Source organism: Noviherbaspirillum malthae, assembly GCF_015352985.1.
Taxonomy (GTDB): Bacteria; Pseudomonadota; Gammaproteobacteria; order Burkholderiales; family Burkholderiaceae_D; genus Noviherbaspirillum; species Noviherbaspirillum malthae.
Genome location: NZ_JACYXF010000001.1, coordinates 169,490 through 182,740, shown reverse-complemented (window position 1 = coordinate 182,740; position 13,251 = coordinate 169,490). Strand labels below are relative to the sequence as shown.

Below are 13,251 nucleotides of genomic sequence, written 5' to 3'. Positions count from 1 at the left end.
TTACCGATGTTACCAATGCAGAAAGTGATACCAGCGCATCAACAGCTGCGTAACCAGGATGCCGCCGGCCAGTCCGCCGCCGAAATATACCGCGAAGCCGAGCAGCAGGTTGGTGCGCCTCTGCTCGGCGATCAGCTGCCGCAGCAGCTCGGCATTTTCGCGCGGCTCTTCGGATTTGACAGTCAGTAGATGATGCGCCAGGCGCGGCAATTGCGGAATGACCTTGTTGTAATGCGGCGCCTCTTCCTTGAAGCGGGCCAGCATGCCGCGCCAGCCGATCTGCTCCTCCATCCAGCGCTCCAGGTAGGGCTTGGCGGTCTTCCAGAGATCGAGATCCGGATCGAGCTGGCGGCCGAGGCCCTCGATGTTGAGCAGGGTTTTCTGCAGCAGGACCAGCTGCGGCTGGACTTCGACGTTGAAGCGGCGCGAGGTCTGGAACAGGCGCAGCAGCACCTGGCCGAAGGAGATGTCGCGCAGCGGCCGGTCGAAGATCGGTTCGCAGCAGGCCCGCACCGCCGACTCCAGCTCATCGACCCGCGTTTCCTTGGGCGCCCAGCCGGATTCGATGTGGGCTTCGGCCACCCGCTTGTAGTCGCGGCGGAAGAAAGCGAGGAAATTCTGCGACAGGTAATCCTTGTCGAAATCGGTCAGCGTGCCGACGATGCCGAAGTCCAGCGCGATGTAGCGGCCGAAGGTTTCCGGCTCGATCGAGACCAGGATATTCCCCGGATGCATGTCGGCATGGAAGAAGCCGTCGCGAAATACCTGGGTGAAGAAGATTTCGACACCGTCGCGCGAGAGCTTTTTCATGTCCACGCCTTCGGCCACCAGTCTGTCGATCTGCGAGATCGGGATGCCGCGCATGCGCTCCATCACGATCACCGAGGTCGAGCAATAGTCCCAGAACATTTCCGGCACCAGCAGCAGGTCGGAACCGATGAAGTTACGGCGCAGCTGGCTGGCATTGGCCGCCTCGCGCATCAGGTCGAGCTCGTCGTGGAGATACTTGTCGAACTCGGCGACCACCTCGCGCGGCTTCAGGCGGCGGCCGTCGGCCCACAGCTTTTCCACCAGGCCGGCGGCGATCTGCATCAGCGCGATGTCTTCGTCGATGGAACGCTTCATGCCGGGGCGCAGCACCTTGACCGCGACCTGGGTGCCGTCCTTGAGGGTGGCGAAGTGCACCTGGGCGATCGATGCGGAAGCCACCGGCACCGGATCGAAACTGGCAAACAGCTGGTCGGGATGCTCGCCCAGCGCCTTGCGGATCTGGGCGATCGCCAGCTTCGAATCGAAGGGCGGCACTCTGTCCTGCAGCTTGGCAAGCTCGTCGACGATATCCGGCGGCATCAGGTCGCGCCGCGTCGACAGCACCTGCCCGAACTTGACGAAGATCGGCCCCAGTTCTTCCAGCGCCCGGCGCAGCCTGACGCCGCGCGGCGTGGAAATGTCGCGCCAGAACACGAGGGCATCGAGAAGTTTCGCAATGCGCGGGCTGGTCAGGCCGGACACGGCCATGTTGTCCAGGCCGTACTTGAGCGCCACACGGGTAATTTTTGCAAGCCGCAATACCTTGAAAAACATCAGCGGCTTCCCTTCAGTCGTTCAATGCGCTTGGCCAGGCGCTCGACGTCGTCGCGCAGCCGGTTCACTTCGGCGGAAAAGCCGGCCACCGCCTGCGGCCGGACCAGCATGGGATTTTCCTCGAGAAAGTATTCGGCGAGATTTTCGGCCAGCTTCTGCTGCGTCGCCCGCGCCGCATCGAACGCGGCCCTGACGCCGCCGGTCAGCCGCACCGCCGGCACATCGCCGATCAGCTTCGCCAGGTCTTCCTCGGCTTCCCAGCGCAGCGACTGGCTGAGCTGGGAAATGGTGTTGGCGAAGTCGGCATCGCCCTCGATCTGCACGTAGGAGAACGCCTGCTCGCGATTCCTCGCAATCAGCGGCAGGTCGGACAGCTTGGCGCGGATGGTGACGGCGGCCGCCTCGTCCTGTGCTGCCGCCTGCACCATGCCGTCGGCAGCGACCTTGAGGCGAATGGCGATGACGCCGGCGTCGAAGACGGCAACCTTGCCGGCGTGGCGCGCCAGCTTGTCGCGCGCCCATGGCTCGCGGACGAGGAGATGATTGATTGCAGCCGGGAGGGGCGAATGCAGTGGAGAAAGCATGGTCGAACGAATCATGGTCGCAAAAGAAAACCGCCCGTGACGATTCACGGGCGGTCCAAGTTTATCAGTTTGCCGGTATGCGCTCCGGCAATGCTTGCAAAGCTATGTCAGGAAACATCCGACAGCTGCTGGATGCCGGCCAGGACCCAGCCGCCCTGCCCCGAAACCGGCTTGCTGAGGTTCCATGCCTCGACGAAGGATTCCGCCGGCGCATTCTCCGCCTCGCGGATCATGCCGGAGAAACGCACCGTCGCCAGATAGTCGTCGCCGACCGGTTCGACCTTCAGCAGCTCCGCATTGAGCGACACCACATCGGTGTGGTTGGGCGAGGCGCCGCGCTCCTGCAGTTGCAGGCGCAGTTCGGCAAACATTTCCGGCGTGGTGAATTCGCGGATGTCATTGATGTCGGCACGGTCCCAGGCCGCCTGCAGGCGGATGAAATACGTCTTGGCATGGCGCAGGAAGCTGTCGGCGTCGAAGTCCGCCGGCACGCTGAATGCGCCGGCCGCCGCACCTGCTGCACCTGCCGCACCCGCTCCGGCTGCCGCCGGTTCGGCCTGGAAAGCCGAGGGCCGGATCTGCGGCTCGATGCGCGAACCGATTTCCGGCGTGCGCATCATTGGTTCCGACGAGCTGCCGGGGCTGTAGGCGGACGAATAGGCCGGCCGGCTCTGGTTGCCGTTCCTGCCGCGGATCATGCGGATGATGAACATGATGGCAAAGGCCAGCAGCGCGATCATCAGGATGGTCGCGATGGCGCTGGCGAAGGCGCCGCCGATGCCGAAGTGGGACAGCAAGGCACCAAGGCCGAGGCCGAGCAGCGCGCCACCGAGGATATTGCGCCACGGGCTGGCCGGCTTGGCCGGCACGCCTTGCGGAGCGGCCGCAGGAGAGGACGGACGGGCCTGGTTGGTCGCCTGGTTCGAATGGTTAGGCGTAGCCGCAGGCGTCTGGCGGCTGATGCCCTGCGACTGGCGGCCGAAAGAACTTCCTCCGCCGAGGCGCTTGGCTTCCGCGTCGGCGACGACCATGCTGGCCGAGCTGAGCGCGATCATCAATGCAAGCAGAAACTTCTTCATGGCACTCTCCTACGGTTGTCCTACAGTTTGATGCCGGTATGCAATGCAGCCACGCCGGCAGTCAGGTTGAAATACTCGACGCGTTCCAGCCCTGCCGTCTCCATCATCGCCTTCAGCGTTTCCTGGTCAGGATGCATGCGGATCGATTCGGCCAGATAGCGGTAGCTGTCGGCATCGTTGGCGATCCGCTTGCCCAGCCACGGCAGCACGGAGAAGGAATACAGGTCGTACGGCTTCTGCAGCGCTTCATTCACTTTAGAGAATTCCAGCACCAGCAGCTTGCCACCCGGCTTGAGCACACGGCGCATTTCGGCCAGCGCGGCGTCCTTGTGCGTCATGTTGCGCAGGCCGAAGGCGACGCTGACCCGGTCGAAATAATTGCTCGGGAACGGCAGTTTTTCCGCATCGCATAACAATGTGGGGGTGGTCATTCCCTTGTTCAACAGCCGGTCGCGTCCCACGCGCAGCATCGATTCATTGATGTCGGTGAGCCAGACTTCGCCGGTCGGTCCGGCCTGCCTGGCAAACGCCTTGGACAGGTCGCCAGTGCCGCCCGCGATGTCGAGCACCTTGAAGCCGGGGCGAACACCTGCCTGGGCGATGGTGAAGGCCTTCCATATCCGGTGCAGGCCGCCCGACATGAGGTCGTTCATCACGTCGTACTTTGCCGCGACGGAATGAAAGACTTCGGCGACTTTATGTACCTTCTCGTCTTCAGAAACGGTCTGATAACCGAAATGGGTGGTATTGGTCATGGCGTCAGGCTGATTGGTTCAGCGCGCATTATACAAGTGGAGACACGCGCCGCCGCCAAGCGTTCCATGGCGCGCACGCAAACGGGGCAAAGCAAGCGCAGGGAAAAAGGGAGCGGACAGGACCGGCAGCGCCGCTGCCGGGGGAAACCGGGCAAGTTTTAGTGATGATGGCCGCAGGCATGGCCGCCGGCTTCCGGCATCGGCGCGTCGCGGCCGCTTTCGCGGGTATGGCCGGCCGCTTCCAGCCGCTGCAGGTAGTCTTCCCAGAGTTCGGCCTGGTTGCTGCCCAGCCAGTACAGGTAATCCCAGGAAAAGAGGCCGGAATTGTGTCCGTCCGAAAAATGCGGTTTTACCGCATAGTTGCCCACGGGCTCCATGTCGGCGATCGTGACGTCCCGCTTGCCGGTCTGCAGCACTTCCTGTCCGGCGCCGTGGCCGCGCACTTCGGCGGAAGGCGAATAGACGCGCAGCAATTCGAAAGGCAGCGAAAACTCCTCGCCCGTGTCGAAAGCGATTTCCAGCACGCGGGATTTGCTGCGCACGGTCAGCGATGTCGGGGCGGGTGCAGCTGTCTTGGTATTGGCCATGGCTGGAATGATGAAGATGAAAAGCTGAATGCGGCTTTCGGGATCTGGGGGGATTGCGCTGCCTACAGCAGCGATTCCTCGAAGCGGTCCTGCAGCGCTTCCCGCAGCCGCGCCACCATCGCCTTGCGCTTGGCGAGTTCGCTGGAGTTCGGGGTACGCTTGACCTCGCCCCAGATCGGGTTGGGAAAATGCGCATCGTTCTCGTAGCGCGGAATCACATGCCAGTGCAGATGCGGCACGACATTGCCGAGGCTGGCCACATTGATCTTGTGCGGCTGCATGGTTTCGCGGATGGCTTCTTCCACCTGCCATACGGCGGCGATCAGGATCGCCCGCTCGGCAGTCGACAGGTCGGTCATCTCGGCGGCATGCGCATTCCAGATCACGCGGCAAAAGCCGGGATAGCGCTCGTCGTCGACCAGCACGATTCGATAATTGTCATCCCGGTAGATGACTTCGCCACCGGGATGCATGCACAGTTCACACGCTTCTTTGGCCATCTTTTTCCTGTCGACATGTTGAACAAGCCAGGCCGGGCCAGCGTTCAGGATGCGTGAACGCCGGCCCGGCTGCAACTCAAACGAGGACGCGTTCGATACCGCCGCTGTTTGCCCGCGCCACATACTCGGGCAGCCAGTTCTCGCCGAGCAGATGCTTCGCCATTTCCACGACGATATAGTCGGCGGTGGTGCCCGCATCTTCATTGTAGCGGTTCAGGCCCTGCAGGCAGGACGGGCAGGAAGTGAGAATCTTCACATCGCCGCCGAAACCGTCGCTGCGCACCTTGTCCACGCCCTTCTTCATTTCGACTTCCTTGCGGAAGCGGACCTGGGTCGAGATGTCGGGCCGGCTGACCGCGAAGGTACCGGATTCGCCGCAGCAGCGGTCGTTCTTCTCGACCTTGGCGCCGTCGCCGGTGGTAATGAGCGCGTTCACCGTCTTCAGCGGATCCTGCTGCTTCATCGGCGTGTGGCAGGGGTCATGGTACATGTAGCGGGTACCGTTCACGCCTTCGAGCTTCACATTCTTTTCGAGCAGATATTCATGGATGTCGATGATCCGGCAGCCGGGGAAGATCTTCTCGAATTCATAGCTCTGCAGCTGATCGTAGCAGGTGCCGCACGACACTACGACTGTCTTGATGTCGAGGTAGTTCAGCGTGTTGGCCATGCGGTGGAACAGCACGCGGTTGTCCGTCATCATCTTCTCGGCCTTGTCGTACTGGCCGGCGCCGCGCTGCGGATAGCCGCAGCAGAGGTAGCCCGGCGGCAGCACGGTCTGCACGCCGACATGCCAGAGCATCGCTTGCGTAGCAAGGCCGACCTGCGAGAACAGGCGCTCCGAGCCGCAGCCGGGGAAGTAGAACACCGCTTCGGTGTCGGCGGTGGTCTTCTTCGGATCGCGGATGATCGGCACGATCTTGTCGTCTTCGATGTCGAGCAGCGCACGCGCGGTCTTCTTCGGCAGGTTGCCCGGCATCTTCTTGTTGACGAAGTGAATCACCTGCTCCTTCACCGGCGGCTTGCCGTGGGTGGCGGGCGGCGCCTTGGTCTGCTTCTTCGCAAACTTCTTGAGCATGTCGTTGGCGATGCGCTGGGCCTTGTAGCCCAGGCCGGTCATCGCCGCGCGGGTCGCGTTGATGGTGGCCGGATCGGTTGCGTTCAGGAAGAACATCGCCGCCGCAGTGCCGGGATTGAAGGACTTCTTGTCCATCTTGCGCAGCAGGTTGCGCATGTTCATCGACACGTCGCCGAAATCGATGTCGACCGGGCAAGGCGTGACGCACTTGTGGCAGACGGTGCAGTGGTCGGCCACGTCCTCGAATTCTTCCCAGTGCTTGATCGACACGCCGCGGCGGGTCTGCTCTTCATACAGGAAGGCTTCGACCAGCAGCGAGGTCGCCAGGATCTTGTTGCGCGGCGAGTACAGCAGGTTGGCGCGCGGCACGTGGGTCGAGCAGACCGGCTTGCACTTGCCGCAGCGCAGGCAGTCCTTGACGCTGTTGGCGATGGCGCCGATGTCGCTCTGCTGCATGATCAGCGATTCGTGGCCCATCAGGCCGAAGGACGGCGTGTAGGCATTGCGCAGGTCGGCCGGCATGGCCGGATCGTTGAGCAGCTTGCCCTTGTTGAAGCGGCCTTCCGGATCGACGCGCAGCTTGTAGTCGCGGAAATCCTGGATTTCGTCCTCGGTCAGGAATTCCAGCTTGGTGATGCCGATACCGTGCTCGCCCGAGATCACGCCGTTGAGCGAACGCGCCAGCACCATGATGCGCTCGACGGCGGCATGCGCGTCCTGCAGCATCTCGTAATGGTCGGAGTTGACCGGGAGGTTGGTGTGAACGTTGCCGTCGCCCGCATGCATGTGCAAGGCCACGAACACGCGCCCGCGCAGCACGCGCTTGTGGATCGCGCTGCACTCGTCGAGGATGAGCTTGAACGCGCCGCCGTTGAAGATCTGGCGCAGTTGCGCTCGCACTTCGCCCTTCCATGACACGCGGATGGTGCGGTCCTGCACCACATGGAAAACCTTGGCATCGGGCTGGCGCTGCAGGCGCTCGTCGATCCAGGTCATCGACACGCCGCGCGCGGCCAGGTCGTCGTGCGCTTCGGCGAGCGGCTTGTCGAGGTTGGCAAGCAGGTAGCCCCAGCGCGCATCGGTATCGTCGATGAGCTGGCGCGCCTGCGCGACGCGGTCGCCGAGGAGTTCTTCCGGCGGAATGTCGTTGGCTTCCGCATCCTCGCTCTTGCCCAGCGGCAGGTGGCCGGAGGCGAAGAACTTGCCCAGCTGGTCGAGCAGCTGCAGCTTGTTGCGGATGGACAGTTCGATGTTGATGCGCTCGATGCCGTCGGTGTACTCGCCCATGCGGTCGAGCGGAATCACGACGTCTTCATTGATCTTGAACGCATTGGTGTGCTTGGCGATCGCCGCGGTGCGGGCGCGGTCCAGCCAGAATTTCTTGCGCGCTTCCGGGCTGACCGCGACGAAGCCTTCGCCGACGCGGGTATTGGCCATGCGGATCACTTCGGATGCGGCGCGGGCGACGGCTTCCTCGTCGTCGCCGACGATGTCGCCGAACAGCGCCATCTTCGGCAGCACGCCGCGCTTGGACTTGGTCGCGTAGCCGACCGCGCGCAGGTAGCGCTCGTCCAGGTGTTCGAGACCTGCGAGGATCGCCCCGCCCTTCTTCGCTTCCGCATCGAGGAAATCCTTGATCTCGACGATGGACGGAATCGCATCGCGCGCCTGTCCGAAGAATTCCAGGCAGACGGTGCGGGTGTGCTTGGGCATCTTGTGCAGGATCCAGCGCGCCGACGTGATCAGGCCGTCGCAGCCCTCCTTCTGCACGCCGGGCAGGCCGGCGAGGAATTTGTCGGTAACGTCCTTGCCGAGGCCTTCCTTGCGGAAGCGGCGGCCTTCGATTTCCAGATACTCGGTCTTGAACGGAGCGCCGGCCTTGGCGCCGCGCTCGGACGGCTTGGTCCATTCCAGCTTGAACTTCGCCACCGGCGCATCATGGATCTTGCCGAGGTTGTGGCCGATGCGGGTCACTTCCAGCCAGTCGCCGTTGGGGTCGACCATGCGCCAGCTGGCGAGGTTGTCGAGCGCGGTTCCCCACAGCACGGCCTTCTTGCCGCCGGCATTCATCGCCACGTTGCCGCCGATGCAGGAGGCTTCGGCGGACGTCGGATCGACCGCGAACACGAAGCCGGCCTTCTCGGCCGCATCGGAGACGCGCTTGGTCACCACGCCGGCGCCGGAATAGATGGTGGCGTACGGACGGTCGACTTCCGGCAGCATGGTCATCTCGACTTCGCCGAGCTGTTCCAGCTTTTCGGTGTTGATCACGGCCGACATCGGCGTCAGCGGAATGGCGCCGCCTGTATAGCCGGTGCCGCCGCCGCGCGGGATGATGGTCAGGCCGAGTTCGATGCAGGCCTTCACCAGGCCGGCCATCTCGTCTTCGCCATCGGGCGTGAGCACGACGAACGGATACTCGACGCGCCAGTCGGTCGCATCGGTCACATGCGAGACGCGCGACAGGCCGTCGAACTTGATGTTGTCCTTGGCGGTGTAGCGGCCCAGCACTCGGGTTGCGCGCTTGCGCAGGTCGTACATGCGGCGGAATTCCTCGCCGAACTCGGCCACCGCCTTGCGCGCGGCCTTGACCAGCAGTTCGACGTTGGCGCTGCGGTGGCGCGCATGGGCGTCGCCGGCGTCGGCCAGGTCGGTGGTCAGGCGGCGCTTCTCGACTTCGGAGAGGCGGTGGTTGAGCGCGTCGATCAGGTCCTGGCGGCGCTTGGGATTGGACAGCAGGTCGTCCTGCAGGTAGGGATTGCGGCGCACCACCCAGATGTCGCCGAGCACTTCGTACAGCATGCGCGCGGAGCGGCCGGTCTGGCGTTCGCCGCGCAACTGGTCGAGGACCAGCCAGGATTCTTCGCCGAGCAGGCGCTTGACGATCTCGCGATCGGAAAACGACGTGTAGTTGTAGGGAATCTCGCGCAGGCGGTCGGGCATGGCATCGCCGGGCGTATCGGAAAGCAGTGCTTGGATTTGAGCTGGGGCGTTCATCAAGAAGTGGTAGGACTGAACCCTTAAAGGCGCATTTTAGCGTAATGCCATGCAGCAGTCGGTAACAGCCTTACGATCCGTGCGCCTAAATCTCTGCCGGCATGGCCGATTTGTCATCAGGCCGATCAAAATTGGCAGGCGGGAAACATTTTTCAGAACAAATTGACAAGACTGCGCCAGAATCCGTCGGGAACATACAACAATGCAGCCGTCATGGTCACGTAGCGCAGGAATTTGCCGATCGCCATGTAGAACACCGACGGCCAGAATGGCAGCTTGAGCCAGCCGGCCAGCGCGCACAGCGGGTCGCCGATCGCCGGCAGCCAGGCCAGCAGCAAGGTCTTGGCGCCGTAGCGCTGCAGCCAGCCGAACCAGCGGCTTTCCCGCTCCTTGGCCAGCGCCATCTTGGCGCCGTAGCCCATCCAGTAATCGATCATGCCGCCGATGGTATTGCCGGCGGTGGCGACCAGGATGGCCGGCCAGAACAGCGCATGGTTGGCCTTGGTGACGGCGAAGACCGCAGGCTCGGAGCCGAGCGGCAGCAGCGTCGCCGACAAAATACTGATCAGGAATACCGAGGTCAGCCCGACATCGGGCACGGAGAGGACGTCCAGCAGCCAGCGTACGGCGGATTCAATCATCAAATGGTCAATCAAGGTCGGCCGATACCCGGTATGCGGCGCAATCCGGGTCCGGCAAGGGGCGTCCATTATAATTGCGGGTTCGCATGCCGCATTGGGGAAGGCATGCCGACGAGCCAAGCCTATGACTACCGACTATCTACAGAAAATCCTGACCGCCCGCGTCTACGATGTTGCCGTTGAATCGCCGCTGGAGTTTGCGCCCACGCTGTCCGAGCGCATGGACAACCAGATTTATCTCAAACGCGAGGATATTCAGAGCGTCTTCAGCTTCAAGCTGCGCGGCGCCTACAACAAGATGGCGCACCTGACGCCGGCACAGTTGAAGCGCGGCGTCATTTGCGCCTCGGCCGGCAATCATGCCCAGGGCGTGGCGCTGTCGGCGGCCAGGCTGGGCTGCCGCGCGGTGATTGTGATGCCGACGACCACGCCGCCGGTCAAGATCGAGGCGGTCAAGGCGCGCGGCGGCGAAGTCGTGCTGTTCGGCGATTCCTATACCGATGCCTACAACCATGCGCTCACGCTGGAAAAGAAGGAAAAGCTGACCTTCGTCCATCCCTTCGACGATCCCTACGTGATCGCCGGCCAGGGCACGATCGCCATGGAAATCCTGCGCCAGCATACCGGCCCCATCGATGCGATCTTCGTCGCCATCGGCGGTGGCGGGCTGATTTCCGGCGTGGCGTCCTACATCAAGGCGGTGCGTCCCGAGATCAAGATCATCGGCGTGCAGACCGTCGATTCCGACGCCATGGCGCGCAGCATCAAGGCCGGGCGCCGCGTTGCGCTGCCCGACGTCGGCCTGTTCTCCGACGGCACGGCGGTCAAGCTGGTGGGCGAGGAAACCTTCCGCATCGCCAGGAAGCTGGTCGACGACATCATCATCGTCGATACCGACGCCGTCTGCGCGGCGATCAAGGACGTGTTCCAGGATACCCGCAGCATTCTCGAACCCGCCGGCGCATTGGCGGTGGCCGGCGCCAAGGAATACATCGAGCGCGCGAAAACTACCAAGAAGCCGGTGCGCGGCCAGACGCTGGTGACCATCGCCTGCGGCGCCAACATGAATTTCGACCGCCTGCGCTTCGTCGCCGAGCGCGCCGAGGTCGGCGAGGCGCGCGAAGCGGTGTTCGCAGTCACCATCCCCGAGGAGCGCGGCAGCTTCAAGCGCTTCTGCGAGCAGGTCGGTCCGCGCAACGTGACCGAATTCACCTACCGCATCAGCGACGCCAAGGAAGCGCATGTCTTCGTCGGCATGACGATTTCCAGCCGCGACGAACCCGGCCGCATCACGAAGAACTTCGAGAAGCACGGCTTCAGGACGCTCGATCTCACGCACGACGAACTGGCCAAGCTGCACGTGCGCCACCTGGTCGGCGGCAAGAGCCCGCTCGCCAATGACGAGCTGCTGTACCGCTTCGAATTTCCCGAGCGGCCGGGCGCACTGATGCGCTTCCTCGACAGCATGGCGCCGAACTGGAACATCAGCCTCTTCCATTACCGCAACCAGGGCGGCGACGTGGGCCGCATTCTGGTCGGCATCCAGGTGCCGAAGAAGGAGATGAAGCTGTTCCGCCAGTTCCTCGCCGGCCTCGGCTACCGCTACTGGGACGAGAGCGAGAATCCGGCCTACAAGCTCTTCCTCTGATCCCATGCCGGCCGCCGGCCTGAACCGGCGGCCGGCGGCATGGTCGAAACGGCTTTTGCCTTTCGTCTTTCATTTGTCTCTCATTCCTCCGGCAGCCGCCAGCACTGTCAGTAACCACTTACACAAGCAGCTACGACAATTGCGGCGGCTGCCTTATCATCAGTTCTGCAGATCATGACCAGCCCGAATCAGCCCGAAGCGTCACCGCTCGGCAAACCCACCGCCTACCAGACCCAGTACGATCCCTCGCTGCTGTTTCCGATTGCCCGCCAGCAGAAGCGCGAGGAAATCGGCGTCACCGGCACCCTGCCCTTCTTCGGCGTCGACATCTGGAATGCCTATGAGCTGTCCTGGCTGAACATGCGCGGCAAGCCGCAGGTCGCGATTGCGACGTTCACGGTGCCGGCGGAGTCGCCCAACATCATCGAGTCGAAATCGCTGAAGCTCTATCTCAACTCCCTGAACCAGACGCGAATAGCGAGCCCGGAAGCGCTGGCCGACATGCTGCGCGCCGACCTGTCGGACGGTTTCGGCGCCTCGGTGTCAGTGAAGCTGACCCTGCCCGAAGACTTTTCCAAGCTCGGCATGGGCGAACTGGACGGACTGCTCCTCGACCGCCTCGACATCGAAGTCGCCGATTACCAGCCGAATGCCGCGCTGCTCAAGGCCAATACCGAGGAAGCCATCGTCGAGGAAACTTTCGTGTCGCATCTCCTCAAGTCGAACTGCCTGGTCACCGGCCAGCCTGACTGGGGCAGCGTGCAGATCCGCTATGTCGGGCCGCAGATCGACCAGGAAGGCCTGCTGCAGTACCTGATCGGCTTTCGCGAACACAATGAATTCCACGAGCAGTGCGTGGAGCGCATCTTCATGGACATCATGCGCCAGTGCCATCCGCAGAAACTCGCGGTCTATGCGCGCTACACCCGCCGCGGCGGGCTGGACATCAATCCCTGGCGCAGCAATTTCACCACGTCGCAGCGGCCATCCAACCTGCGCAACGGGCGGCAGTGAGGCACACCCGTAAGCCTGCTGCAAGCCGGCGTCGATAGGATGGGCGGCAAGCTAGGGCTGCAACGGCGCTGTGGCGGAAAAGGTACGTTTTTCCTTGAAAGAAACTATTCTTCGGTTTTGGGGTCAATTGCCTGAGTTCCTGAACAGAACGAACAGAATGCTGATGAAAGTTGAAACATGTGCTTCGGCATTCTGCTTACAGTCAAGAAGCAAACCGCCTTCCATCCTATGCTTTGGATTACGCAGAACGGAAACAGGCCTATAATGCGTCTCGACAGCTCATTTTGTGCATCGCACCATAAGTTTGCGTAACATGACCAACCTTGCAAAAATCCTGGCATTGAACAATGTCGTTCTTGATCTTGAGGTCTCAAGCAAGAAACGCGCATTCGAACAGGCAGGATTGATTTTCGAGAACAACTGCGGCATCGCCCGTTCGATGGTCTCGGACAATCTCTTCGCGCGCGAGCGCCTCGGCTCCACCGGCCTGGGACATGGCGTCGCGGTTCCCCACGGCAGAATCAAGGGCCTGAAAGCGCCGCTGGCGGCCTTCGTCAGGCTCAAGGATGCGATTCCCTTCGAGTCGCCGGACGGACAGCCCGTCAAGCTGCTGATCTTCCTGCTGATTCCGGATCACGTCACCCAGCAGCATCTCGAAATCCTGTCGGAAGTCGCGGAGATGTTCTCGGACGAGAATTTCCGCAACCAGCTGGCGGCAGACCCGGATGCGGCTTCGGTACATGCCCGCATCCTTGCATGGCAACCCAGCATCCACGCCTGATTT

General features: G+C 62.7%; 11 protein-coding genes. 3 read left to right on the top strand and 8 right to left on the bottom strand.

Annotated elements, in window-relative coordinates:
* Positions 1-9: 9 nt before the first annotated feature.
* The 8 genes from ubiB to IGW03_RS00865 all read right to left on the bottom strand — a co-directional run bounded on the left by ubiB (position 10) and on the right by IGW03_RS00865 (position 9,805).
* A complete protein-coding gene (ubiB, locus tag IGW03_RS00900) occupies positions 10-1,584 on the bottom strand; it encodes a ubiquinone biosynthesis regulatory protein kinase UbiB (RefSeq protein ID WP_194720624.1) in 1,575 nt (524 codons plus the stop codon).
* Positions 1,584-2,168 carry a ubiquinone biosynthesis accessory factor UbiJ gene (locus IGW03_RS00895; protein ID WP_228534878.1) on the bottom strand — a complete coding sequence of 195 codons (585 nt, stop codon included), beginning with the start codon at positions 2,166-2,168 and terminating at the stop codon, positions 1,584-1,586. Before IGW03_RS00895 ends, ubiB begins: the two co-directional genes overlap by 1 nt.
* Before the next feature lie 107 nt (positions 2,169-2,275).
* A complete protein-coding gene (locus tag IGW03_RS00890) occupies positions 2,276-3,247 on the bottom strand; it encodes a Tim44 domain-containing protein (RefSeq protein ID WP_194720622.1) in 972 nt (323 codons plus the stop codon).
* 20 nt (positions 3,248-3,267) lie between these two features.
* Positions 3,268-4,002 (bottom strand): bifunctional demethylmenaquinone methyltransferase/2-methoxy-6-polyprenyl-1,4-benzoquinol methylase UbiE, encoded by a 735-nt coding sequence (ubiE, locus tag IGW03_RS00885; RefSeq protein WP_194720621.1) that lies wholly within the window; start codon positions 4,000-4,002, stop codon positions 3,268-3,270.
* 158 nt (positions 4,003-4,160) lie between these two features.
* Positions 4,161-4,589 carry a gamma-butyrobetaine hydroxylase family protein gene (locus IGW03_RS00880; RefSeq protein WP_194720620.1) on the bottom strand — a complete coding sequence of 143 codons (429 nt, stop codon included), beginning with the start codon at positions 4,587-4,589 and terminating at the stop codon, positions 4,161-4,163.
* A gap of 62 nt (positions 4,590-4,651) precedes the next feature.
* Positions 4,652-5,089: an HIT family protein gene (locus IGW03_RS00875; RefSeq protein ID WP_194720619.1), complete on the bottom strand. Its 438-nt coding sequence runs from the start codon at positions 5,087-5,089 to the stop codon at positions 4,652-4,654.
* Between the two features lie 76 nt (positions 5,090-5,165).
* A complete protein-coding gene (locus tag IGW03_RS00870) occupies positions 5,166-9,164 on the bottom strand; it encodes a DUF3683 domain-containing protein (RefSeq protein ID WP_194720618.1) in 3,999 nt (1,332 codons plus the stop codon).
* 152 nt (positions 9,165-9,316) lie between these two features.
* Positions 9,317-9,805: a YqaA family protein gene (locus IGW03_RS00865; protein ID WP_194720617.1), complete on the bottom strand. Its 489-nt coding sequence runs from the start codon at positions 9,803-9,805 to the stop codon at positions 9,317-9,319.
* A 73-nt stretch (positions 9,806-9,878) separates the two neighbouring features.
* Between IGW03_RS00865 and ilvA the strand changes: the two genes are divergently transcribed.
* The 3 genes from ilvA (at position 9,879) to IGW03_RS00850 (ending at position 13,248) form a co-directional block, all read left to right on the top strand.
* Complete coding sequence (gene ilvA, locus IGW03_RS00860) at positions 9,879-11,453, top strand: threonine ammonia-lyase, biosynthetic (protein ID WP_438943617.1); 1,575 nt, start codon at positions 9,879-9,881, stop codon at positions 11,451-11,453.
* 174 nt (positions 11,454-11,627) lie between these two features.
* Positions 11,628-12,467: an NADPH-dependent 7-cyano-7-deazaguanine reductase QueF gene (gene queF / locus IGW03_RS00855; RefSeq protein ID WP_194720615.1), complete on the top strand. Its 840-nt coding sequence runs from the start codon at positions 11,628-11,630 to the stop codon at positions 12,465-12,467.
* 313 nt (positions 12,468-12,780) lie between these two features.
* Positions 12,781-13,248 carry a PTS sugar transporter subunit IIA gene (locus IGW03_RS00850; RefSeq protein ID WP_194720614.1) on the top strand — a complete coding sequence of 156 codons (468 nt, stop codon included), beginning with the start codon at positions 12,781-12,783 and terminating at the stop codon, positions 13,246-13,248.
* The last annotated feature ends 3 nt before the right edge of the window (positions 13,249-13,251 follow it).